Annotated in this window: 18 protein-coding genes and 3 pseudogenes; 9 read left to right on the forward strand and 12 right to left on the reverse strand. The window is 67.7% G+C overall.

All coding sequences use genetic code 11. The features are described from left to right. Positions 1-80 precede the first annotated feature (80 nt). The 8 genes and pseudogenes from sbnB to ACIPEK_RS21375 all read right to left on the reverse strand — a co-directional run bounded on the left by sbnB (position 81) and on the right by ACIPEK_RS21375 (position 11,458). Positions 81-1,151, reverse strand: coding sequence for a 2,3-diaminopropionate biosynthesis protein SbnB (gene sbnB, locus ACIPEK_RS21340; protein WP_401998269.1), 1,071 nt, complete (start codon positions 1,149-1,151; stop codon positions 81-83). Then, complete coding sequence (locus ACIPEK_RS21345) at positions 1,148-2,143, reverse strand: TauD/TfdA family dioxygenase (protein ID WP_401998635.1); 996 nt, start codon at positions 2,141-2,143, stop codon at positions 1,148-1,150. Before ACIPEK_RS21345 ends, sbnB begins: the two co-directional genes overlap by 4 nt. A 31-nt stretch (positions 2,144-2,174) precedes the next feature. Further along, positions 2,175-5,462 carry an amino acid adenylation domain-containing protein gene (locus ACIPEK_RS21350; protein ID WP_401998271.1) on the reverse strand — a complete coding sequence of 1,096 codons (3,288 nt, stop codon included), beginning with the start codon at positions 5,460-5,462 and terminating at the stop codon, positions 2,175-2,177. A 63-nt stretch (positions 5,463-5,525) separates the two neighbouring features. Further along, positions 5,526-8,060 (reverse strand): Pls/PosA family non-ribosomal peptide synthetase, encoded by a 2,535-nt coding sequence (locus ACIPEK_RS21355; protein WP_401998274.1) that lies wholly within the window; start codon positions 8,058-8,060, stop codon positions 5,526-5,528. 201 nt (positions 8,061-8,261) lie between these two features. Then, positions 8,262-8,528, reverse strand: coding sequence for a hypothetical protein (locus ACIPEK_RS21360; RefSeq protein WP_401998277.1), 267 nt, complete (start codon positions 8,526-8,528; stop codon positions 8,262-8,264). Between the two features lie 264 nt (positions 8,529-8,792). After that, positions 8,793-9,269, reverse strand: coding sequence for a (2Fe-2S)-binding protein (locus tag ACIPEK_RS21365; protein ID WP_401998280.1), 477 nt, complete (start codon positions 9,267-9,269; stop codon positions 8,793-8,795). An 18-nt stretch (positions 9,270-9,287) separates the two neighbouring features. Further along, a pseudogene (locus tag ACIPEK_RS21370) lies at positions 9,288-11,106 on the reverse strand (molybdopterin cofactor-binding domain-containing protein); the annotation flags it as partial. A 163-nt stretch (positions 11,107-11,269) separates the two neighbouring features. Next, positions 11,270-11,458, reverse strand: coding sequence for a helix-turn-helix domain-containing protein (locus ACIPEK_RS21375; protein ID WP_401998283.1), 189 nt, complete (start codon positions 11,456-11,458; stop codon positions 11,270-11,272). Positions 11,459-11,550: 92 nt separating this feature from the next. Here ACIPEK_RS21375 and ACIPEK_RS21380 point away from each other — a divergent pair, with 92 nt between their 5' ends. From ACIPEK_RS21380 to ACIPEK_RS21390, 3 genes and pseudogenes are all read left to right on the forward strand, one after another. Continuing rightward, positions 11,551-12,480, forward strand: a complete 930-nt coding sequence (locus tag ACIPEK_RS21380) for a TIGR03619 family F420-dependent LLM class oxidoreductase (protein ID WP_401998286.1) — start codon at positions 11,551-11,553, stop codon at positions 12,478-12,480. Positions 12,481-12,741: 261 nt separating this feature from the next. Further along, a pseudogene (locus tag ACIPEK_RS21385) lies at positions 12,742-13,095 on the forward strand (cytosine permease); the annotation flags it as partial. Positions 13,096-13,129: 34 nt separating this feature from the next. Next, positions 13,130-13,351, forward strand: a complete 222-nt coding sequence (locus tag ACIPEK_RS21390; RefSeq protein ID WP_401998289.1) for an amidohydrolase family protein — start codon at positions 13,130-13,132, stop codon at positions 13,349-13,351. A 542-nt stretch (positions 13,352-13,893) separates the two neighbouring features. On the opposite strand, the pseudogene ACIPEK_RS21395 reads toward ACIPEK_RS21390, so the two are convergent. Together ACIPEK_RS21395 and ACIPEK_RS21400 are read right to left on the reverse strand one after the other, a co-directional pair. Then, a pseudogene (locus tag ACIPEK_RS21395) lies at positions 13,894-14,040 on the reverse strand (MMPL family transporter); the annotation flags it as partial. A gap of 42 nt (positions 14,041-14,082) precedes the next feature. After that, positions 14,083-14,880, reverse strand: coding sequence for a serine hydrolase (locus tag ACIPEK_RS21400; protein ID WP_401998292.1), 798 nt, complete (start codon positions 14,878-14,880; stop codon positions 14,083-14,085). A gap of 780 nt (positions 14,881-15,660) precedes the next feature. Here ACIPEK_RS21400 and ACIPEK_RS21405 point away from each other — a divergent pair. After that, the gene (locus tag ACIPEK_RS21405) at positions 15,661-17,115 is read left to right on the forward strand and encodes a glyceraldehyde-3-phosphate dehydrogenase (protein ID WP_383072051.1); all 1,455 of its coding nucleotides are present in this window, start codon (positions 15,661-15,663) and stop codon (positions 17,113-17,115) included. Between the two features lie 422 nt (positions 17,116-17,537). Here ACIPEK_RS21405 and ACIPEK_RS21410 read toward each other — a convergent pair whose 3' ends face one another. Together ACIPEK_RS21410 and ACIPEK_RS21415 are read right to left on the reverse strand one after the other, a co-directional pair. Then, the gene (locus tag ACIPEK_RS21410) at positions 17,538-17,897 is read right to left on the reverse strand and encodes a peptidoglycan-binding protein (RefSeq protein ID WP_383072052.1); all 360 of its coding nucleotides are present in this window, start codon (positions 17,895-17,897) and stop codon (positions 17,538-17,540) included. Between the two features lie 836 nt (positions 17,898-18,733). Next, positions 18,734-18,889 carry a hypothetical protein gene (locus tag ACIPEK_RS21415; protein WP_189277832.1) on the reverse strand — a complete coding sequence of 52 codons (156 nt, stop codon included), beginning with the start codon at positions 18,887-18,889 and terminating at the stop codon, positions 18,734-18,736. A 213-nt stretch (positions 18,890-19,102) separates the two neighbouring features. Between ACIPEK_RS21415 and ACIPEK_RS21420 the strand changes: the two genes are divergently transcribed. The 5 genes from ACIPEK_RS21420 (at position 19,103) to ACIPEK_RS21440 (ending at position 23,929) form a co-directional block, all read left to right on the forward strand. After that, positions 19,103-20,218: a PP2C family protein-serine/threonine phosphatase gene (locus ACIPEK_RS21420; RefSeq protein ID WP_401998638.1), complete on the forward strand. Its 1,116-nt coding sequence runs from the start codon at positions 19,103-19,105 to the stop codon at positions 20,216-20,218. Positions 20,219-20,494: 276 nt separating this feature from the next. Further along, on the forward strand, positions 20,495-20,833 hold the full coding sequence (locus ACIPEK_RS21425; protein ID WP_401998297.1) for an antibiotic biosynthesis monooxygenase family protein: 339 nt from the start codon (positions 20,495-20,497) through the stop codon (positions 20,831-20,833). After that, positions 20,830-21,717 (forward strand): NAD(P)-dependent oxidoreductase, encoded by an 888-nt coding sequence (locus ACIPEK_RS21430; RefSeq protein WP_401998300.1) that lies wholly within the window; start codon positions 20,830-20,832, stop codon positions 21,715-21,717. The genes ACIPEK_RS21425 and ACIPEK_RS21430 overlap by 4 nt, the downstream gene beginning before the upstream one ends. Continuing rightward, positions 21,714-22,688 carry an amidohydrolase family protein gene (locus ACIPEK_RS21435; protein WP_383072057.1) on the forward strand — a complete coding sequence of 325 codons (975 nt, stop codon included), beginning with the start codon at positions 21,714-21,716 and terminating at the stop codon, positions 22,686-22,688. The genes ACIPEK_RS21430 and ACIPEK_RS21435 overlap by 4 nt, the downstream gene beginning before the upstream one ends. Further along, positions 22,685-23,929: a cytochrome P450 gene (locus ACIPEK_RS21440; protein ID WP_401998303.1), complete on the forward strand. Its 1,245-nt coding sequence runs from the start codon at positions 22,685-22,687 to the stop codon at positions 23,927-23,929. Before ACIPEK_RS21435 ends, ACIPEK_RS21440 begins: the two co-directional genes overlap by 4 nt. The last annotated feature ends 98 nt before the right edge of the window (positions 23,930-24,027 follow it).

A 24,027-nucleotide genomic window follows, 5' to 3' on the forward strand; every position in this document is an offset into this window, starting at 1 on the left:
TCGTGCGTCAGGACCTGCTGAGACTTGAGTGGTGATCTCCTGGGATCAGCCCTGGGTAGCCTCCTGGGCTCTTGGCCGGCTCATCCGTACCGGCTCAGTTCGTGGAAGAAGTCGTCGACGACGTGCAACTCTCCGCGGCGGACCACTTCGGCGTAGACGTACTTGCCCACCGCGAGATCGAGCACCCCGAGGCCGAAGGGCGAGAACACCACCGGCCGGTCCGCCGGCACCGTCACCCGCCCGGCCATCACGTCATCCAGCGTTCCGTGCAGGAAGTCCCGGTTGCCCGTGAGCTGCTCGGCCAGATGCGGCGAGGTGTTGGCCTTCAGGCAGTGCTCGATGTCGTCGACGACGTTGGTCGAGGCGAGCAGGATCTCCGGCGCGAGGTCGCGCAGCGACACGTGCAGCACCAGCGGATTGTGTGCGAACCATGACAGGTCGCTGACATGTGGCTGACCGGCGACGGTGGCGAAGACCACCAGGTCGCTGTTGCGGATCAACTGCTCGGCGCTGTCGTGCACGGTGATCTGGCCGTCGGTGCCCGACTGCTCCAGGTAGCACCGGAAGCCTGCTGCGCTGTCGGCGGACAGGTCGTGCACGCCGATCTCGTCGAACGACCAGCCGGTGCCGGCCAGGAAGGTGTGGATGTAGCGGGCGATCAAGCCCGCTCCGAAGAACCCGACACGCGTCGGTCGCGGCCGGTCGCGGCTGAGCCAGTCGGCCGCCGACGCCGCTGACGCGGCCGTCCTGGTGGCGCTGATGATCGAGCTTTCCAGACAGGCGAACGGGTAACCGGTGTCGTGGTCGTTGAGGATCAGCACGGCCGAGGCCCTCGGGATGCCGGCCGTCACGTTCTCCGGGAAGCTGGAGATCCACTTCAGGCCGTCCACCCGCACCTCCCCGCCGATCGAGGCGGGCAGGGCGATGATGCGGGAGGACGGGCGGTCGGGGAAACGCAGGAAGTACGACGGCGGGTTCACCGAATCACCGGCGCCGTGCACCCGGTAGGTGGCCTCGACCAACTCCACGATCTGTCTCTCGCATCCGTGCAGCGCGCGCTGGACCTGGGCACCGGAGATCACTGCGAACGGTGGCACGGTGATCGGTGCGGCCATCGCGGACTGTGTTGCGGTGGAACTGATGGTGGTCATCCTGCGGTCACCTCAATGGTTGGCGAGCAATCGGCCAGATGCACCGGGTCGGCCATGGCGACGAGCACTTCGCGCGGTCCCTCGAAGGGCTCCCTGCTGTGCGCGGTACGGATGTTGTCGACGAGCATCAGGTCGCCCGCCTGCCACGGCTCGCGTGCGGTGTTGGCCTCGTAGACGCTGTTCAGCAGCTGCACGACGTCCTCGCCGATCGGGTCGCCGTTGCCGAAGCGGGTATTGAACGGCAGCCCGTCGGCGCCGTAGACGTCCACCAGGTACTCGCGCACCTCGGGGGCCATCGTCCACTCGTTGAGGAACGCAATCTGGTTGAACCAGCAGCGCCGACCGCTGGCCGGGTGACGCACCACGGCGCTGCGGCGTTGCCTGGTGCGCAGTCCACCGTCGGGCTGCCACTCGAACGTGATCGCGTTGGCGCGACAGTAACTCTCGACGGCACCACGGTCCTCGGTGCCGAACGCGTCGGCGATGGACGCCCCGATCTCTTCATTGTAGCTGCGGTTGAGCAGCCAGCCCTCCCGCTCGAACCGTTCCGTCAACTCGGCGGGCAGCGCGTCGAGCACGCTCGGCGAGTCGGCCACCGCGGTCGCCCCGCCGTCGGTGGGGGCGCTGAGGCAGGCGAACATCATCAGGCCGGGGAACTCAAGCGTGTAGCTCAGTTCATGGTGCATGCACATCGGCTGGTTCGGCGGCCACTTCGATGAGGAGTACACGCCGTCGGAGTAGATCCGTCGGGGCGCGAAGACCTCCTTCTCGGTCATCAGACCGGTGGCCAGCTTCGAGAAGACGGCGCCGGTCTCGGCCGCGTCGCGCAGCCCGAGGCCGCGGACCAGGACCGAACCGTATTCGGCGACGACAGCGCGCAGCGCGTCCCGGTGCTCGGCCGCCCAGCTCAGCGCGTCGCCGGTGGCACCGGCCCGCAGCAGCGGAGGTTTACCGGGTTCCAGTTCCACGTCTTCCAGCGACGCCGTGGGCATGAACGACATCTCGTTTCCTTTCAGTTGCCACTCAGAAAGAAGCGAACAAGGCGGCGGCGCGCAGCACGGCCTGTGCCGCCTCGGTCGGACGGGTGTGCAGGAAGTGGTGGCCGCCGTCGGCGAGCTCGTGCAGGTCGACCTGCTCGGCCAGGAGCTGCCAGTCGCGGTACCGGCGCGGGTACTCCGCTGTGCTCGGGTCGTCGGCGGCAACGACCACGGTGACCGGAGCGGACAGCTTCGGCGCAGGCGGGCTGTCCAGGGCGTCGGCGAAATAGCGGTGTGCGGACACACAGTCGTGCCGGTAGGCGGCACCGAAGTGCTCGGCGTGCTGCGCGTCCAGCTCAACGAGGTCTGTGTACCCGCCGTCCGCGCTCAGCTCCGCGGCGATCTCGGCGTTGTCCAGCCCGGTCAGCTCGGCGATGGTGGCGCGCCGGTGGGCGGCGTCACCGAGCAACTGCGCTCCGAGGAACACCCGTTGGACGTCCACCCCGCGCTCCTGCAGCTTTCTGGCCGTCTCAACGGCCAAGGCGGTGCCCGAGGAGTGGCCCCACAGCAGGACCCTGGTCAGGCCGCGCCGGATGATCTCGACGACGACCTGCTCGACCACCTGTGTCATCGGCGCGATCGGCTCGCTCCCGGCGGCCACGTCATGACCGGGCAGCTCGACGGCGTAGACCGCCGGCCCGCCGCCCGCCAGTGCCCTGGCCATCGGCTGGAAGTTCACCGCGTTGCCGCCGGCGCAGGGGAAGCACACCAGGGCAGCGGCCTGCGCACCGTCCGGTTCCGACAATGGCTGAAGCAGCCCGGAGTGCCGCTCGGACCTGCCGTCGACCGGTCCGGAGCGCCGCTCGGACCTGCCGTCGACAAGCCCGGCCAGATCGGCAAGGATCGGGTGACGGGTGACGTCCTTGAGGGACACCGCACGGTCCAGGGTGATCGCCAGCTTCACTGCCGACAGCGACGTGCCGCCCCGGTCGAAGAAGTGGTCCTGCCGTCCGATCTGGTTCTGGGGGATGCCGAGCACCTTCGCCCATGCGGCCGCCAACTGCTGTTCGGTCGGCGTATTCGGCGCGCGGTAGTCGTCCTGGACGACGTCGAGTTCTTCGGCGAGCGCCCGCAAAGTCTTCCTGTCGATTTTGCTGTTGGCCGTCAGCGGCAGACTTTCCCGCCAGTGGAAGGCCGACGGGACCATGTACTCGGGCAGCGACTCACCGAGCCGGTCCACCAGGACGTCGGCCTCGAGTGGCTGTCGACCGGAGTAGAACGCCACCAGGTGCTTGCTCTGGTCGGCCCGCTCGGTGACCACCACTGCACCGTCGCGAACACCGGGCACCCGCACCAGGGTGTTCTCGATCTCGCCGATCTCGATCCGGAAGCCACGAATCTTCACCTGGGTGTCCCGGCGTCCGAGGAACTCCAGCTTGCCCTCGGGCTGCCAGCGGCCGTAGTCGCCGCCCCGGTAGAGCCGGGCGCCCTCACGGTGCGGATCGGCCAGGTAGGCCTGCCGGGTGCGCTCGGGGTCGTTGACGTATCCGCGGCCGACGCAGACGCCGGAGAAGACGATCAGACCGGGGGCACCGAGCGGCACCGGGGTCAGGTGCTCATCGACGACATAGACGTGCACGTTGTTGACCGCGGGACCCAGCAGGACGCCGTCCCCGTCCGGCACGTGGTCCATGACTTCGTGGTTGGTGTCGTCCGAAGTCTCGGTCAGCCCGTAGGCGTTGACCAGTTTGATCCCGGGCTGGGCGGCGAACCAGCGCTGCGTGAGCTCCTTCTTCAGCGCCTCGCCGGTGACCGACACGCAGCGCAGGTCCGGCAGCTCGCGGGGGTGCTGCTGCAGACAGGACACGACGACGTCCAGGTAGGAGGGCACAACCTGGAGGACAGCGACCCGGCCGTCAACGATCGTGTCGACGAATTGCTGGACGTCCAGGATAACTTCCTGCTCCACCAGCAGGGTCCGCCCCCCGACGAGGAGGCCGGACACCAGTTGCCACAGCGAGATGTCGAAGCACTGGGGTGCGGTCTGGGCGACCACCTGTCCCTCGCTGATCTTCAGGTCATCGATCTTGGCGTAGAGGTGGTTGAGCATGCCCGCGTGCTCGCACATCGCGCCCTTGGGCTCACCTGTGGAGCCGGAGGTGAAATAGATGTAGGCGAGCTGGTCCGGTGCAACGCGCAGGCCCAGATCATCGTCGGCATGGTCTTCCACGTAGGCTGCGCCGACGAACAGCTTCTGGACCCCGGACAGCGAGTCGAGGGCCTGGTCGAGCGTGGAGGTGCTGCCGGGTTCGGTCAGCACGAGCCCGCATGCGGCACGGGAGAGCATGGCCGCGAGGCGATCGGCCGGGAAATGCGGCTCGATGGGCAGGTACACGCCGCCGGCCTTGAAGACCGCGAGGACGGCGGCCATCCAGTCCAGGTTGCGCTCCGTCACCACCGCGACCACACCCTCGGGGCGCAGCCCCCGTGCCAGCAGGGCTCGTCCCAACCGGTTGGCACGCGCGTTGAGTTCCCGATAGGTCAGCTGCCGTTCCCCATGCACCGCCGCGATGGCGTCCGGGTGTGCCGCCACCCGCTGCTCGAACAGCTCGTGGAACCGGCGGTCCGGCAGCTCCCGGCGCGGACCGGCGAGCCCTTCGAGCTGGAAGCGGATTTCCTCGGCGGAGAGCAGGCTCTGCCGCCCGTGCTCGGCGTCGGGATCGGCGGCGATCAGCGCGAGCGCGGTGAGGTGGTATCCGGCGATCCTGACGGCGCAGTCCGCGTTGAGCGCGTCGGTCCGGTACCGCAGCCGCAGCGCGAGGCGGCCTTCGCGTTGCGAAATACCCACCCACAGCACGGTCTCACCGGCGAGTTCTCCGCCCAAGCCGTGCGGATCGAACACGGTCTCGATCGACGGTTCGGCCAGGCCCAGCTCGCGTCTGAGCTCATCGACCGGAAAGTCCTTGTACAACAGCAGATCTGACGCGACTCGATGGGTGTACAGCAACAGCGTCCGCCACGAGTCGGTTTCGGTCGTCAGTCGACAGGGCAGCAGCGGGCCGCCCTCCACAGTGACGTAGCCGGTCGCGACCTCGTGCTCGCCGGACAGCGCGGCGAGTACCTTGGCGTGCGCGGCCAGCAGCACGGAGTCGAGCGGCATCGCCAGGTCCTCGGCCAACCGGCCCAACGCCGCCACGACGTCGTCCGGGACCGTCGCCTCGTGTTCGCCGACGCCCGTCACCGGTTCGAGCGTCCACCGCGGGATTGCGGTGAATCCACCGGCGACGAGCACAGCGCGCCAGAACTCCCGGTCGGCCTGCACTTGCATTTCCATCTCGTCGTCTCTTTCCATTCACCGTCGCGACTGTGCTGTCCAGCGCCGACAAGGGCGGCGCTGCTACCTCTTTCGCGTCAGTGCCTCGGGCTGATAAGGGGCATCTCGCATTTCCGTGGCGGGGTTTCCTCCCCAGCGTGCGTGCTGCGGGACCTCCTCGCCCTTCATGAGAAAGGAGTCGGGGGCGAGCACCGCGCCGTCGCCCATCGTCACGCCGTAATGGACGTGGGATCCCACACCGAGGGTGCAGCCGACGCCGAGGGTGCTGCGATCGGACTTGAAGGTGCCGTCCTCCTGCGAGTGGCACTGGATCTTGCTTCCCGCATTGAGCGTGCAGTCGTTTTCGATGGTGGTGAGCGTCCGCTCCGTCAGATAGCAGCCGTCATCGAAGACCCTGCTGCCGATACGAACACCCAGCATCCGCCAGATCACGTTCTTGAAAGGGGTGCCGTTAAAGACGTTGAGGTACGTGTCAGGCACCTTCCAGAGGCGCTCGTGCCACCAGAAGTACGGGTCGTAGATGGAACACAACTGCGGTCGCAGCGCACGGAATGCCGCGATGCCGCGCTCCACCAGTACGAAGTAGACGGCGGTGAACCCAAGGCTGAACACCAGGAACGCGGCGATCAGCACGTGCCCGTAAGTACCGTACAGATCGACGTTCGCCAGGCCGAGCGTCGTGAGCACGAAGAAGTGCAGCCACCGCACGAGCAGGAAGAAGACCATCGAGCGGATGTTGTAGCGGTTCTTCGCGGCGAGGCTGCGGCGCAACTCGTCGCCGGTCCGGAGGTGGTCGAACCGGGAGTCGCGCTCGACCGACCGGGGAATCTCGAAGCATGGCGAGCCGAGCAGGCCCACGCCCTCGCGAACCTCACCGTCGAGCGGAACCATCACCTTCGTCGCGAGGAGGCAGTTCTCGCCCGTCCTGGCCCCTGAGGGAAAGGCGATGTTGTTCCCGATGAAGTTGTGTGGCCCGATCGAGGCCCGAGACACCCGGAAGGACGTACTCGAGAAGTCGGCGTTGACGATGGAGAGCCCGTCGGCGACCATCGTTCCGCTGCCGACAGAGCACTGATACGGGGTCTCGTGCTGCACTTCCGTGCCGAAGTTCGACCCGGTCTGCTCGACCTGGGACAAGTCGTATCCGAGGCCGCGTAAATAGTGGACGATGTAGGAGCTGTCACCGAACAGCCATTTGAAGAACTTGATGTTGGTCAGGCGCCCGATCGCCCGGTGTGCCGAGTAATGCAACCCGTACAGCGGATAGACCTTGTCCGGTTTGACGAGCAGGTTCAGCAGCCGTGGAACAGTGAACAGTACGATCAGGCCCACGACGACGAAGCCGAAGAACAGCACGAGGGAAAGGATCAGCGCGTCGATGTAGAGGTCCGGAGATGTGAACCCCACCGTGTCCGGGCCCAGCCGGTTGTGCAGCGCCGGAACCAGGGTAAACAGCATGTACGCGCCCCCGACGGCCAGCGGCACGTAGAGGAAGAACATCTGAAGCACGGTGACGAGGCCGAAGCCGGCCCGGCGCAGCGTGCCGCACTCGGCCGGCCCGATCCTCACGTAGTCATGCTCCGTGAGCTGTGCCGGGGATCCGTGCCAGCGCTGTCCGTCCGGGACCGCCTGACCGCTGTACAGCGTGGACGTGTGGCCGAGTTGCGCCCCGTCGCCCATCGACGTGTCGATGTCGAGCACGGTCTTCTCGCCGATGAACACGTCCCGGCCAAGGGTGACCCGCCCGGTCTGGATACGACCGGCGTGCGCCCGGTAGCAGAGGAAGAACGAGTCTTTGCGGATCACCGTGCCGGCGCCGATCGTGAGCAGGTCGGGGCAGACCGGAACATTGCGGGAGAGGATCGTGACCCCCTTGCCGATCCGTGCGCCCAGGGCTCGCAGGTACAGCACGTACAGGGGATTGCCGACGAAGAAAATCATCGGATTGGCGTGGATCAGCACCTTGACGGTCCAGAAGCGCAGATACGTCAGGCCCCAGACCGGGAACTCGCGCGATTTCCACCGGCCGACGAGGAGCCATTTGGCCACGATCGGGAAGGTGCACAGACCGACGAAGCCGACGCCGCCGAAGGCGAACGATCGCAGGTAGATACCGGTCACACCCGAGCCGGCGGAGACCCATGTATAGCCTCGGTCGGCAACAAGTCCGGCGAGGAACGAATAGCCCAGGAAGAGCAGGAACTGCAGCGTTCCGCAGAGGGCGTACTGCACCGTGCCGGCCGGGGTCACCACCTCGGCCGGCGCCGGGACCGACGGCTTGACAGGGGCGGGCGCGGCGTCCGCGAGCCCCGTCGCCAGGCTTCGGATCGTCTGGTGCCGGTAGATGTCCTTCATCGACGCCGATGGGAGGTCCGCCCGTTTCCTGACCCGTGCGCAGAAATGGGCCATCACCAACGAGTTGGCGCCGAGGTCATCGAAGAAGTTGCTGTCGACCGACACCTGTTCGACGCACATGACGTCAGCCAGCACCTTGGCGAGGTCTGTCTCGATGCCGATCCCCGGGTCGGAGTACCTGCGCGTGTTGATCGCAGATTCATCCGGCCCGGACATCAAGACTTCGACGGATTTCTCCTCCATGCGGGCTCCTTGAGGCGAACATTCGAGTGCCGTCGGCCATTACGGTCGGCGCCCCGTACTCGCGCTTTTTCGATGGCCGGAGCGAGCATTCCGGAAGTCACGAGGCCGGGATCCGTTGTCCGATTCCCGAACCGTCGCCTTAGTCTCAACTGTCCACCTTCGGGCTGCCACCCGAACATCCCCCAAAAGAGGGTGACCGGCTCACAGGGGCGCGTGGGTATGGACAAGGCGGTCGGGATCGATGCTGAATGCGCCCGCCCTCTGCGGACGGGCGCCGCCTTGTGGACGGGCGTGACCGTCCGGGTCGGCGATCCGCCCGTACCGCCGCGTCGTACGGAGACGATCGGCTGGGATGGAGAACGCGGTGTCCTTTGGGGTGACGGTGTCCAGGTCGAGGCCGATCGGGTGGTGCAGGCAGGCGAGCAGGTTCGCGTGCAGGCGTTGGTGAAGTGTGTTCGGGCATCGCACACGGTGACGTGGAACCCCGGGAATCGGTCGGCCCCGGAGAACGAGGTGGCATGGTCCCGCGCGCGGAAGATTGACTTTCGAGGTGGTATCGTTCAAGGTTTTGGACTGGGCGGAGGAGGTGTTCTCGTGGAACACGACCTCCAGGTCCGGCCCGTGGATCGCGCTCTCGGCGCAGCCGCCGCGGACACTGCCGAGCACAGTACCGTCGCGCGCGCGGCGAGGGTTGCCTCCTCGGCAGTGGGCGTACAGCGGCTGACGGCCCGATCACATGTTCTTCGCGCCCGCCTTGATGGCCTCCCGGATACGGGTGTACGTGCCGCAGCGGCAGATGTTGCGGGTCTCGTCGAGGTCGCGGTCCTCGATCTCGCGGCCATCGGCAGCGGCCTGCCGGACCTTGGCGACGGCGGCCATGATCTGGCCTGGCTGGCAGTAGCCGAACTGTGCGACGTCCAGGTCCAGCCATGCCTCCTGCATCGGATGCAGGTCCTTGCCGACCGTGGCGGGCAGCCCCTCGATCGTGGTGATCTCGTCGTCCGGCGTGATCTTCGACACGGGGACCGAGCACGGATTGAAGGCCTTGCCGTCGATGTGCGACGTGCAGGCCTGGCACACGCCGAGACCGCAGCCGTACTTGGGCCTCGTGACGCCGAGCAGGTCGCGCAGCACCCACAACAGTCGTACGTCGTCATCGGCCTCGACGGTGATCTGCTCGCCGTTGAGCTTGAAAGTGTGGCTTGTCATGGCTGGACTCAGGGCTCCTCAGTAGGCGCGGTCAAGACCGTCGGTGGGGGACTGGGGTGTGGACGGTTCGAGGGGCAATGGCTCGAAGCTGAGGGTGCCATGGTTGATCGGGAAGCTCGTCGGCATGCTGCCCGTCGCGCGGGCGTACGCGCAGGCGATGGCGGCGAACGCGGGCGCGCCCCCCAACTCACCTGCTCCGGAGGGCTTGTCGCTGGTGCTCGGCATGACGACGACCAGTAGCTCGGGCGGGGTGTTCCACTGCCGTGTGTAGAAGTAGTTGTCCCAACTGCCCTCCAGAGGTATGCCGTCCTTGATGTGCAGGCTGGAGGTGAGTGCCATGGCGAGGGCGTCGTTGAGACCGCCCATCATCTGGGCGTCCAGGCCGCGGGGGTTGATGGCGAATCCCGCGTCGACGACCATCAGGGCCTTTGTGACGCGCGGTCCCGTCACCGCGTCCCGGATCTTCCGGTTGACGGTCTCCGGCCGGCAGCCGATCTCGACGAGCGTGGCGACCGCGCCCCGGTACTCCGAGTGCAGGCCGATTCCCTGGGCCACCCCCGGGGGCAGTGACCTGCCCCAGTCGCCCTCGTCAACCGCCTTGTCAAGGACGGCGCGCAACCGCTCGTCCTTGAGGAACTCGCGACGGAACTCAACGGGGTCCTTGCCCATCTTCGCGGCGAGCTGATCGACGACCAGCTCCCGCGCGCAGGCGACATTCGGGGAGTAGATGTTGCGCATGCTGCCCGTGTTGAACTTCAGCGGCACCTCGTTGAGCAGCTGGGTGGTGACACCGAAATTGTACGGCGAGGACTGAGTCAGCTCGAAGATCGTCTCGGCGAACGTCAGGTTGCCGGCGACGGGCAACTTCGCCGCCGTCGACGTGATCATCTCTCCGAGACCGTGGCCGAAGTCGGTCTGCGAACTGGTGTGCCGCTGCTCGTAACTGAGGACGTTGCCGAGCGCGTACGTCGCGCGTACACGTGAGACGCACATTCGGATGCGTACGGCCCTGACGGAAGTTGTCGGTACGGGACCACGACAGCTTGACAGGCTTGCCGATCTTCTGAGAGATCTCCGCTGCCTCGGCGGCCACGTCGTGGAAGAGATGCCGGCCGAAGGAGCCACCGCCCTCCACCACATGGACGGTGACCGCCTTCTGGGGCAGTCCCAGGCGGGTGGCGATCGCGCGCTGGGCCACGATCGGCACCTTCAGACTCGCCCAGATCTCGGCCCGGTCGGCGCGGACGTCGGCTATCGCGTTGTCGGGCTCCAGCGGGCTGTTGCTGGCGAACGCGAAGGTGAACTCGGCGTCGAGCTTCTTGGTGAGCAGGGGCGGTACGATCAAGGGCAGGGCGGCCGCCTTGATCTTGCGCAGTACGGTGTCGTCCGATTCCCCGTCCACGGTGCCCAGCCCCCAGGTCACCTCCAGGGCCCGCAGCGCGTCGATGCACTGGCCGAACGTCTCCCCGCGGACGGCTACGCCGTGCTCGACGGCCGCGACATCGGTGATGCCCGGCATCCGCGCGACCACATCGGCGTTGTGGACGGTCCCGACCGTCCCGTTGATCGTCGGCGGTCGGCGCACCATGGTCGGTTTGGCGTCGGGAACTTGGTGGTCCATGCCGAACTTCTTGCGGCCGGTGACGATGGCGAGTGCGTCGATACGGTTCTGGGACGTGCCTAGAACCGTGAACTCGTCGGGCGACTTGAGAGGTGCGGCGGCCGCCAGGAGCTTCGTGCTGGCCGCGGCTTCTGCGAGCGATCCGTACGTCGCGCTGTGCGTTGACCCGTATCGGATCACGCCCTCTTCAGTGGTGAGTCCGGACGACACGACGCCCCACATGAGGTCCTTCCAGAAGCCCGAACGGGGACACAAGCGGGACCCGTTCCGCGTCCCGGACACTTGTCACGGGGCACAGAAGTGGGCCATGGGCACGTTGATCCACGTCGAGTGGGCGTGGCTGTGCGTGTCGCACAACCGGACGGCGCTCAGTAAAGTTTCACCTGATGAGGCTGGCACCGAGTGGTCTCGGCGTGCACAGGGCGAGAGAGAGTTCCACATGGTCGCCACAGTTTGTGATGTCGTGTCCGGTGATGGTGTGGATCCTGCGAAGGCGGCTGAGGACGGTGTTGCGGTGACGGAAGAGCAACTCGGCCGTTCGGACGACGGATCCGGCAGGGTGCCCCATCTCTTTCGCCGAACGTTTCGACGGACACCGGACAAGGAACAAATGGGTGTCCTAAGTCAGTTGTCCAGCAGTCATCATGAAGGAGCGCATACATGACGATCTCACTCGGTCTCGGTCTCCCGCAGATGAAGCAGTACGACATCGGCCGCGATGTGGCCACCGTGGCACGCGCGGCGGAGGAGACCGGATACGCGAGTCTTTGGGTCTTCGAGCGTGTCCTTTTTCCTGAGCCCGCCACCCAGGGGCTGTACGGCGTACCGGGGCTGCCGTGGCCGGACCAGTACCGCAGTGTCGCCGACCCACTCGTCACGCTCGCGCTGGCCGCCGCAGCCACCGGCTCGGCCCGGCTCGGCACCAGCGTCCTGGTCGCGCCTTTGCATGTGCCGTTCCAACTGGCCCGTACGCTCGCCTCGCTGGACGTCGCGAGCGGTGGGCGAGTGATCGCGGGCCTCGGCACGGGATGGTCTCTGGACGAGTATGCGGCCGCCTCCGTCGCGCCCTTCGAGAGGCGAGGTGCGGTCCTGGACGAGCTGCTGGACGTGTGCGCGGCCGTCTGGGGCCCGGACCCTGTCCGCTACGAGGGCGAGCTGACCACCATCGCCCCGTCCGAGGTCGGCCCCAAGCCGGTGCGCCCCATTCCGGTCTACTTGCCAGCGAACAGCCCGCGCGCCACCCGCCGTCTGGTCGACCGGGCGGACGGCTGGATGCCCGTGGCCATGGGCGCCGCTCGGCTGGCCGAGGAGTGGCAGCGGGTACAGGATGTGGCCGCCGAGCGCGGACGGGAGCGTCCGGTCGACGTCTGCGCCCGTGCCAATGCGCGGTACAGCGCCAAGCCGTTCGAGGGTGCGGGCCGACAGCCCTTCCACGGGAGCGTGGCGCAGATCGTCGAAGACCTGGTGGCACACGCCGAAACGGGCGTACCGGAGTTCCTGCTGGATCTCCAGGGAGCGACGCGCGACGCCGCGGAGCTGATCGACGTGGCGGCCGAGGTGTACGAGGCAGCGCGAGCCGCGGGCGTCTGACGGTTGCGCGACGGTGTCCGGGCCCGCTGCCCGGCGCGGACGGCTGCGGAGACCGTCTCGCGGCCGGCCTGTTGATGTGTCCCGGTCGTGCGCCGGCGTTGGTCGCAACCGCCGCTCGGAGGGGTGCTGGGACGGATGCGTTCGTCCCAGCACCCCTCCGGCCCGCACGGCCTGTCCGCATCCCGCTCAGCCGGGCATCCTCCGAGGCCGGACGGCTGTCCCGCGGCGCGGATCACCAGCTTCGCGCCGTCCGTGGCGCCACCCTCGGTCCTCGCTCTCGTCCTTGGTGGCTCGGTCACCAACTCGATCGTCACGCTCTACTCGTCGAGCCTGAACCTTCAGGTGCTCGGCGTGCCCTGGAGCCGTTCCAAGGCCATCGTCATCAGCGCGGCCGTCACCGCCGCGGGATCTCTCTGCGCGCTCTTCCTCACCGATTTCACCAGCTCGCTGCTGTCTTTCCTCTCCCTGCTGATCATCGTGTTCGCGCCCTGGGGCGGCGTGTTTCTCACCGACATGCCGATGCGCCGCTGCCACTACGACCCACCGGCCCTGCACGCGGGTCCGGACGGCGCCTACTGGTACCGGTCCGGCTACCACCCTGCCGGTGTGGCCGCGCACCCGGCGCCCCCTGGGCGGCGGTGAGCCCTGGATGCCGCAGGAGACGATCAGCGTGGAGGCCGCGGTCCACGGATACACGATGGGCTCGGCATACGCCAACTTCCTTGAACACGAACGCGGTTCGCTGACGGTCGGCAAGGCCGCCGACTTCGTGGTCCTCTCCCGCGACATCCTGCGCGGGGCACCGGAAGACATCCCCGGCACCATGGCGGAGACCGTCGTGGTCGCAGGACTCGTCGAGCACGGCGGCTGAACACCGATGACGCCGGACCAGCGCTCGGCGTGGTTCCGCGGTCGGCGAGCTGCGCGCCACCGTCGGAATCGAGACCTTGTTCAATCCGGATCGGAGTCCGCCGTCGGAGTCCGCCGCCGGGGCGTCCACCGGGCCGAGCATTCGAAGCAGACGCCGAGCGACTGATCATCCGGCTGGAGAACTCTCACGACCCGGACTACTGACGTGATCGAGCGGCCATGCCGCTCCGCTGGACGCGCACGGAACCGGGCGGGGATCACGACCCCGACTCGGCTGACGGGCCCCCGTCAGCCGAGTGTTGCAGAACGAGGAGATCGTGGACATTCGTCGGTGGGACCTCCGGGAAGCCCTGCCCGGGCGGGTTCAGCCTTTGGATGCCCACCTCGCTCGGCTCACATGGGATCCGGCCTTCAGCCGGCCCACACCGTGAAAGCCGAACAGAGCCGGCACAGGCGTCGTTGATGGACCACCGGACCGGTGAGGCACCAGCGGCTGCACCCACGCCCTGCGACGTGGGCGGGGCGGGCGCGATCGTTTCGCCCTGCAAAGGGCGCGGCGAGCACGACACCGACCGAGGTGATGACGCCACCGGTGCCGGCCAGGCCCTCCAGGACGCCACGGGCATGGCCGAGCCGCTCGCTCTCCTCACGTACGCGATCCATCAGGAAGATGCTGTAGCCGATGCCCAGAGGATCATTCGGAGCAAGCGCCTTCCGCTCAACGGCTTGCCGTCAAGCGGCACCCGTCAGGTCACGATGGATGATGCGGGCCGCTCCTTCGACTGTGCCGACGCCATACTCCATCGTGCGATTGCCGGTCGAGAGCACAGCCATGCCGTAGTCGTGACCACCGCCGGTGAAGGCGCCCACGCTGTTCACCCGCCATCCGCCGGTGGTGCGCGGCAGCCAGCCATTCTTGACGTGCACGGATGTCGTGGCGGGTGACCCGGCGGGCACCCCCCACCTCTGGTCGGGGGTGACGTGATTCATCAGACCGAGAGCGTAGCTGCGCGAGGAGGGGGTAAGCACCGCATTCTCCGTTGTCAGCAGTTGCATGAGCCGGAGCTGGTCGCCGGCGGTGATCTGGGTGAGGCCCCAGCTCTTACCTGCAGCGGGAACGGTGTGCCGCATCTGCGCCAGAGTCAGGAACTTCTTGTAGCCGGCGGAACCGATCTGGTGCCAGAGGGCGGAGGTCGAGTCGTTGTCCGACTTGGTGATCATGGCAGTGGCCAGCTTCACCTCCCGCGGAGTCAGCTTCCGGTGTGCCTCCTCGGCCTGCCGCAGCAGTGCTCCGAGCACCGAAACCTTCACCACGCTGGCGGAGTCGAAATACGTGTCGGCCTTGAGCTCACAGGTGGTTTCGGTGATCCGGTCGTAGAGGGCCAGCGACCATGTGCCCTGTCGCCCGTTGAAAGCCCCGGCTATGTCGTGGGACAGCTCGGAGGCCAGTCCTGGCTTCTTCGAGGTACAGACGACCTTCGAGCCGCCCGCCGTGGCACTGGCGGTGCCGGCCGACGCCGGGGTTGCCAAGGCGAATACGGTGAGCAATGAGCTTGCGGCCAGGGCAGTGGCCAGGCCGCGCCGCGAGCAGGTCAATATGTGTGATCCATGCATGAAGGCTCTGTCCTGTCTCGCTGTGTGCCGTAGGTCATCTCGCCGGACCTCGCGCGACCGGCTGAGAGCCGGGCTCCCGCTGCGTTTGCTTACAACCGCTCAGGGGAGTGGGCTGCAGCAGGTGGCCGCCCTGGCATCTGTTCGGGCCGCGGAGAATCGATGAATGGGAATCGGGGCTCAGCGACACCGGATCGGATCCCAATTCATAGGCCACGGCGACCATACGTGGCCCGAAATCAGGGATCTTGAATATTTGGGGCGAAATGTCCGATATGGGAACTTTGTCAATATGTGATGTTCGTCAAATCGGCAGCCCTTGAAGCGGCGCCATCGAATGCCGAGGCGGCAGGGGTGGCCCACGTCCTGGCGGGGGATGCGCGGGCGCGCCGACGGGGCACATCGTGATGCTCGGCCCGCTCCGGGAGCATTCGATCCTGCGGCCGGCTCGTCGCCGATCACGCCGGGTGGCTCCTGTCGGAAATCCCCGGCTCGCTGTTCCGTAGGTCCGGAGTCCGTTCCGGCCCGGCGCATCCCGCGCTTGGGCACCGTGCCGGCGGGGGCTGTGGTGATGGCTGCTGTCACCGCGCAGTGGGCCGGGGAACCCGATTGCGACATCCCGCTCGGGTGGCACCGATTGAATGATCAAAGTGGCGGGGGGTTAGCATATGAGCGCCGCCTAGCTCGAAAGATAAGCCTGTGACTGTCAATGACGACTCGTTCACCAACTGGAAGAACCGCGAGGAGATCGCGGAGTCGATGATCCCCGTCATCGGGAAGCTGCACCGGGAGCGGGACGTCACAGTCCTGCTTTACAGCCGCTCCTTGGTGAACAAGTCGGTGGTCAGCATTCTCAAGACCCACCGATTCGCCCGGCAGATCGCCGGTGAGGAACTCTCGGTCACCGAGACGCTGCCGTTCCTGCAGGCTCTTGCCGCGCTCGATCTCGGTCCTTCCCAGATCGACATCGGCATGCTTGCCGCGACGTACAAGACCGACGGCCGCGGTCTCTCGGTGGCGGAGTTCACCGCCGAGGCCGTCGGCGGTGCCACAGGTGCCGACAAGATCGAGCGCCGCGAGCCGCGTGACGTCGTGCTCTACGGGTTCGGCCGCATCGGCCGCCTCGTCGCCCGCCTGCTCATCGAGAAGGCCGGCTCGGGCAACGGCCTGCGTCTGCGCGCCATCGTCGTCCGCGGGGGCGGCGGCCGGGCCGACGAGGATCTCGTCAAGCGCGCCTCGCTGCTGCGCCGCGACTCCATCCACGGCCAGTTCCAGGGCACGATCACCGTTGACGAGGCGAACAGCACGATCATCGCCAACGGCAACGAGATCAAGGTGATCTACGCCAACGATCCGTCGGAGGTCGACTACACGGCGTACGGCATCAAGGGCGCCATCCTCATCGACAACACCGGCAAGTGGCGCGATCGCGAGGGCCTGTCCAAGCACCTGCGCCCCGGCATCGAAAAGGTCGTCCTGACCGCGCCGGGCAAGGGTGACGTCCCCAACATCGTGCACGGCGTCAACCACGACACGATCAAGCCGGATGAGCAGATCCTGTCCTGCGCGTCCTGCACCACCAACGCGATCGTCCCGCCGCTGAAGGCGATGGCGGACGAGTACGGCGTCCTGCGCGGCCACGTGGAGACCGTCCACTCGTTCACCAACGACCAGAACCTGCTGGACAATTACCACAGCTCCGACCGCCGCGGCCGCTCGGCGCCGCTCAATATGGTCATCACCGAGACCGGTGCCGCCTCCGCCGTCGCCAAGGCGCTGCCCGACCTCAAGGCGCCGATCACCGGCAGCTCGATCCGTGTCCCGGTGCCGGACGTCTCGATCGCGATCCTCAGCCTGCGGCTCGGGCGCGAGACCACCCGCGAGGAGGTTCTCGACTACCTCCGCAACGTGTCACTGACCTCGCCGCTCAAGCGCCAGATCGACTTCACAACTGCCCCCGACGCGGTGTCGAGCGACTTCATCGGCTCGCGCCACGCCTCGATCGTCGACGCCGGCGCCACCAAGGTCGACGGCGACAACGCGATCCTCTACCTGTGGTACGACAACGAGTTCGGCTACTCCTGCCAGGTCATCCGCGTCGTCCAGCATGTCTCCGGGGTGGAGTACCCGACCTACCCGGCCCCGGCGGTCTGATCTCGGCAGACTGTCCGATCCGGCGTCCCGGCAGGCGGGGCGGCAACCGATGCCGATCGGTATCGGTTGCCGCCCCCGGCAGCGGAATTGGCTGTACACCGGGTTACCCGACGCATCACACCGTTTCCACCACGAACGAGTCGGCGAGTGGTTCATGCCCTGGCCGCAAGCCGCACCGCACGACCACGTTCCTCACCGCGACGCTGCGGCCGTAGGACGCACCGCCGGTATTGCCTTGTCCGTCGCATTCAAGGCAGCGAGAGTCGGCAGTACGGCACGTCATCGGTCGGGCGCTCGCACAGGCCCTGTCGATTCACGCAGTACGAGATGGCGGCACATCGCAGCCCGCCGGGCAGGGCGCGGCCGACCTCGATCGATGCCGACGGCTCGACCGGCAGCAGTCCCGGCCAAGCCTGGGCAGCTCACTGCGGATACGGGTCGTAGCAGTCCAGTGCGGGGTGGTAAAGCACCTGCCAGGTGTCCTCCTCGACAACCCCGGTTCTGTCCAGACCGTGGCACCCCTGAATCCAGATGATCTTCTTCGACGTGGCTGAGCCGAAGACCCCGTCCACCGCGAGTTTCGGAACGCCGCCCCACACATTGCTCAGACACTGCGCCTGCTTCACGGACAGACCGGTGTTCATGTACCTGAGCGCGGGACGGTCGGTGGAGGACGTGTAGGAGCATGTCTCCTCAGCGGCGGCCGCATCGTGCGTCGTCGTCGCCAAAGCCCCGGCGGTCAGCAGTGCTGTGCCGAGGGCCGCACACTTGCGACGGATCATGTCGGGCACTCCTCTCCGAATGGGCATCTGCGCCTCCCACCAAGCATGGGGGCGCAAGCGTCGTCCCGCGCATGCGGACCGCCGCGCCCGCGCGAGGTGCCGGCCGGTCCGGAGGCCGGTCGGCCGGTGCCCGGACGACCGCTCGGTAGGGCCAGGGGCCTTCGGGGCGGTGTGGCCAGGGTGCCCAGCCGGGCGGCGCCGACCGTGGCCCCGGGGAGGCGGACGTCGGCGGGGGAGGGGGCGGGAGGCATCGCAGCTCGGAGCGGCCGCTGCCGCCGTGCTGCTCACATGCCACGGCTTTCAGCGTGTGGCGGTGCCCTGACCTGGGAGGCAGGCGTGTGAGGGGCCGTATCACACCCCGGAACGCCGCTCCCCGGCACAGCGCGTTCTGCCGGGGAGCGGGTGCGGACAGCAGGCTGGATGCTCGTTGAAGATCTTCTTCCTTCCGCGGGGGTTCCCCATGTCTGTCCTTGTCACCCCGGCCCGGCAACTTGTCGGCGACGTTCCGGGGCAGCCGGCGTCGGCGGGGCGCTGCCTGCGGCCGTGTTCCGCTTCTTCGCGATCACGCTCGATGCCCTCGTGGCCAACGTCGCGTTGCCTTCGATCAGGGACGACCTCGGCGGCGGCATCGCCGTGCTGCAGTGACCGGACCGGGCAGATCGCCGCGGTCCTGGCGATGGGGGCCCGACGTGCGGAAATGCTGGACTTGACGCGCCGTGCTCGGTCTCGGACCCGCCCTGGAATGAGCCGCCCAGCAGGCCTCGCGGCGGGGCACGCGTGGAGCCCCCTCCGGCGCGAGCCGGCGAGGAGCCGCCACCGTACAGCTGCTGCCTCTGTCAGGTCTCCGTGTCCTCCGCGCGGCGCTCACCCTCCGCCTGGGACGGCTGGGTCCGCGTCGTGGCGGGGTGCCGCTCCTCGGCCGGATTCATGTCCTCTTCCAGCCTCTCGCCCTCGGCCTGCGACGGCGTTGGGTACTCGTCGTTCTCGCTCATGGCCGCCTCCACAGTCGGAACGAATGCGTACAAACTGAGCGTAACGCTTCGTCCGGTCGGGCAGCACGTCCACGACGCGTCAGCGGGAGCTCCGCGATCAGCCCCCAGCACGTGGCGAGGAGCTCACCGGGCCCGGCCGCACCTGGCCGACTCGTCAGCCGCCCGGCGGCGGTGCACTGTGGAGACGTGGGCCTCAGTGGACGTTTTGCGGGTCTGCGGGAGTCATGGCGGCCGAGCCACGCCTTGCCGGCGATTCCTGTTGTGCTCATCATCGTGATCACAGTCGTGGACATCTTCGTACCGGCGGACGTTCATCTGGGACCACTGCTGGTCATCGCGCCCGCGATCACTGCCTCATTCGCCGGTCCTCTGCTGACCGGAGTGATCGGGCTCCTCGCCGTGGCGGCCCAGGCATACATAGGCCTGCAGCTAGGCGTGCTGTCCTCCCGGAACTGGGTGGTGCAGATCGCCGCCCTCGCTGGGCTCTCGGCCCTGATCGTGTGCTTCTGCGTGGTACGAGAGCGGCGCAGACGGGAGCTCGCCCAGGTGCGGTCGGTGGCCGAAGCCGCGCAGCACGTCCTGCTGTGGCCGCTCCCGGACCGTATCGGCCCGCTACGGATCGCCTGCCTGTACCTGGCTGCCGAGGACGAGGCCCAGATCGGCGGTGACCTGTACGCAACCACCCGCATCGAAGGCGGAACGCGGGTGCTGATCGGTGACGTGAGAGGCAAGGGCCTGGCCGCCATCGGAGAAGCCGCCCTTCTGCTCGGCGCCTTCCGCGAGGCCGCCCACCAGCACACCGCCCTGCCCGCACTGGCCGCAGCCCTCGAACAGAGCGTCACCCGCTACCAGGCCGACTTCGAGCCGGAAGAGGAGGCCGGGGAACGCTTCGCCACCGCCCTGCTGCTGGAGATCCCCGACCGTGGCCACATCAGCAGCATGACCAGCTGTGGACACCCTGCACCGCTGCTGCTGAGCCCAGGGCACTCCGTCACAGTTCCGAGTCTGCACCCCGCGCCCCCGTTGGGGGTGGGCGGCATGGGGCCGACGGGCTATGCCCTTGACGTGTTCACCTTTGAGGAAGGAGACACGCTCCTCCTCTACACCGACGGCGTCATCGAAGCACGCGACCGAGACGGAGACTTCTACCCGTTCGCGGAACGGGCCGCCCGGTGGGCCGAGAGCTCCCCGGAGGCACTCCTGCACCACCTGCGAGGCGACCTCCTCACCCATGCCGGCGGACGTCTGGGGGACGACGCCGCTTTCGTCGCGATCCACCGCAATCCCGTCCTGCATCCAGGGCGCCACCATGGAGACCGCCCACCCTGACGGCCTCCACCGCGGGGCGTTGCTGTTGCTGTTCGCACTGCTCGGGCCAGAGCTGCTGCCTCGCCTCTCGATTCCACATTCAGCTTGGTCAGGATGTTCGCCACGTGGAACTTCGCCGTCGAGTCGGTTGCCCTTCCGATCTCACCCGACCGCGCCGGTAAACGTGGGAGCTGCCTTCTCTCCATTGGGTTGTGGCCACGCCGGAGTTGCGTGGCCACGGGGGTCATGAGTCTGTGGGAGTCGTGCTCTTACAGATCTCGGCCTTCAGGAGAAGACATGCACGCTGAGCAGAACGGCCGCTCGGCCGACAGGCTTTCCGTGGTGTACACGGTCCACGTCATCGAGGGCGGTGAGCAAGGGTTTCTGGAGGCGTACGAGCAAATACGGAAGTCCGTCGCCAGCGTCCCGGGGCACATCATCGACCGGCTCGGAGAACCCATCGACGACTCACGCCAGTGGGTGATCACCAGCGAGTGGGAGACGCCCGACCACTTCTTCGCCTGGCAACAGGGCGAGGACCATCGCGCACTGCTGACCCCGCTGCGCCACTGGGTCGATCAGACCCAGTCGCTGCGATACCGGGTCATTCAGGAGACCGTGGGGGTGAAGGCATGACGCACCCCACCACCGGCCCCGTCGCCGTCCTCGGACTCGGCACCATGGGCACCGGCCTGGCCACGCGCCTTCTTGAGCAGGGCGTACAGGTGCGTGTCTGGAACCGCACCGCGGGGCGGACCGAACCGCTCGCCCGGGCCGGCGCCGTCGCCGCAGTCCATCCGGCCGATGCCGTCGAGGGCACGAGCGCCGCCATCTGCACCGTGACCGACGGCGAAGCCCTCGCCGCCGTGCTGCACGGACCGGACGGAATCATGACCGGGGGCCCGTACCCCGGTGCCCTGGTCTGCGCCAGCACGGTCGCCCCCGAAGAGGTCGTCCGCCTCACCGGCGACATGCACTCCGTTCTGGACGTCGGCATGCTCGGCAACCGGGAGCACGCCCACAGCGGTGAGCTGCGGCTGTTCGTCGGCGGCGAGGAGCGGGTCTTCACCGCCGGGCGCCCGCTGCTCGAACTGCTGGGCAAGGAGGTCGTCCACCTCGGCGAACTCGGTTCCGGCATGCGGATGAAGCTGCTCCTCAACCTGCTGATGGGCATCGAGGTGCAGGCGTTGGCCGAGGCCGTCGAACTGGCGGCCGCCACCGGACTCGACCGGAAGCTCGTCCTCGGCACGATCGCCGGCAGTGGCTTCGCCTCGCCCGTCATGTCGTTCAAGTCCAAGCGGCTGGCAGCCGGGCGCTTCGACGAGCCCGACTTCCGGCTGAGCCTGATGGCCAAGGACCTCCTGCTCGCCGCGGACCAGGCGGCTGCGGCCGGACTGCGGCTCCCTCTCGTCGCCGCGGCCGCACAGACCCACGTCCACGCCATCGACCAGGGACACGGGGACGAGGACTGTGTCGCGGTCGTCCACGCACTCACACCGAACCCGGGAACTCAGACGTGATCATCGACATCCACGGACATCTGTCCCCACCCGAGGCCGCCCGAAGCTTCCCCATGCCTCCCAGCCTGACCGACGTCGACGGAATGCTGGCCGCCCGCGCCCAGGCCGGCATCGACCTCACCATCATCGGCAGCCCGGTCGGCGCCGGCGCCATGGCGCGGGTTCCGGGCGTCGACAACTACTCGCAACCACGGGACCGGCTCCGAGGCTTCCACGCCTGGATGTCGGGCCTGATCGCCACTTTCCCGGACCAGTTGCGCGGGTACGTGTACGCCAACCCGTTCGGCGACGACGATCACCTGGAAGGAGTCCGGGAGACGCTGGCGGATCCCGCCTTCGTCGGCCTGATCACCACTTCCAGCGTCCACGGCGAACTGCTCGGCTCTTCGCGAGCCGACTCATTCTTCGCGCTGGCCGCCGAGACGGGAGTGCCGGTCCTGGTGCACGCCCCGGCCGAACCGATCGGCACGGACCGGGTCGACGACTTCGGCTTCGTCGAGCAGATCGGCCGGTTCGGCGACGTCACCATGGGCATGGCCATGATCGCGTTCGCGGGGTGGCTGGACAAATATCCGGGCCTGCGGCTGATCGGTGCCACCGGCGGCGGTGCGCTGGCGCTGCTGCCGGAACGCCTGCAGACAGCGGCGCGTCCCCGGCACTGGGGCGGGGGCAAGCCGCCGGCGCCGTCCTCGGCCCCGGCTCCATCCTCCACTCCGCCGTCGGCCGACCCGGGCGGCGCACTCCAGCGCATGTATGTCGACACCAGCACATTCAGCCCGGCGCACCTGGGCCTCAACGCGGAGGTGCTGGGGCCGGAGCGGATGCTGTTCGGCACCGACTCGCCGCCGATGTCCGTGCCCCTGGAGGAGTTCATGCACATGATCGAGAAGCTGCCGATCGACAAGGCGTCCCAGCAGCTCATTCTCGGCGGCAACGCCGAGGCCCTCTTCGACCTCAGGAGCCGTCCGTGACCACAGTGGACGATCCGGTCGCCGCAGCCGAGCGGTGCACCCCCGAGTTCCGACGGAACCCGCACCCGGTCTACGCGAGCCTCAGGGACACGGCACCCGTCTGCCCCATGCGGCCGCCGCACGGCATCGACACGTACCTGATCACGCGGTACGAGGACGCGAGGGCGGCCCTGGCGGATCCGCGGCTCAGCAAGGACATGTACGGGGCCATGGACGCCTACCGGAGGATCTTCGGTGACTCGTCCGTGGCGCTGGACGACCACATGCTCAACTCCGACCCGCCCAAGCACACCCGGCTGCGCAAGCTCGTCAACTCCACGTTCACCGCGCGTCGCGTGGAGTCGCTGCGGCCGCGGATCCAGGACATCGTCGATACGCTGCTGGACAACTGTGCGACCCGCGAACCGGTCGACCTGCTGCCCGCGTTCGCGTTCCCGCTGCCGATCATCGTGATCTGTGAACTGCTCGGCGTGCCGCCGGACGAACGGTCGGACCTGCAAGGCCTGTCCACCACGGTGGCGCAGACAGGATTCAGCAAGGAATCCAAGCAGGCCCAGCAGAAAGCGGAGGAGAACCTGCACGCGTACTTCGCGGATCTCCTCGCGCGCAAGCGCAGCCGCCCGGGTGAGGACCTGCTCAGCGCGCTCACCGCGGCCCGGGACGAAAACGGAGGGCTCACCGAGCAGGAGCTGATCTCGACCGCGTTTTTGCTGATGTTCGCGGGTCACAAGACAACCGCCTACCTCATCGGCAACGCGGTCCACCATCTCCTCACCCATCCTGCGCAGCTCCGTGCCGTGCAGGAGAACCCGGAGCTGGTCGGACAGGCGGTGGAGGAGTTGCTGCGTTACGACGGCTCGGTGGAGAGCGCCACGTTCCGCTATGCGACCGAGGACGTACAGATCGCCGGGGCGCGGATCCCGAAGGGCTCCCTGGTGCAGATCGCGCTCAGTTCGGCCAACCGCGACCCGCTGAAATTCGACTCTCCGGACGAGTTCGATGTGAAGCGACCGGCGAATGCGCGAAGTGCCCATCTGGGGTTCGGGTACGGCATCCACTACTGCCTGGGAGCACCTCTGGCCAGACTGGAGACGCAACTCGCTCTCACGGGTCTGTTCAGCCGTTTCCCGAGGGCGGCCCTGGCGGACCCCGCGCGTCAGGCGCCCTGGATGGAGGTTCCGTTTCCGGCCTTCCGCGGCCTCGCGGAGCTGCCTGTCGTGCTCAAGCCTGCCGTGCCGTGACCCACAACGGGGGGGAAGACACCGGCATCCTGTCCGGGCCGCCTCGGAGCCCCCGGGACGGCCCGGACCCGGCCCGGACGCCTGGGAGTTGCGAGCTG

Source organism: Streptomyces sp. NPDC088246 (genome assembly GCF_044741025.1).
Lineage (GTDB): Bacteria > Actinomycetota > Actinomycetes > Streptomycetales > Streptomycetaceae > Streptomyces.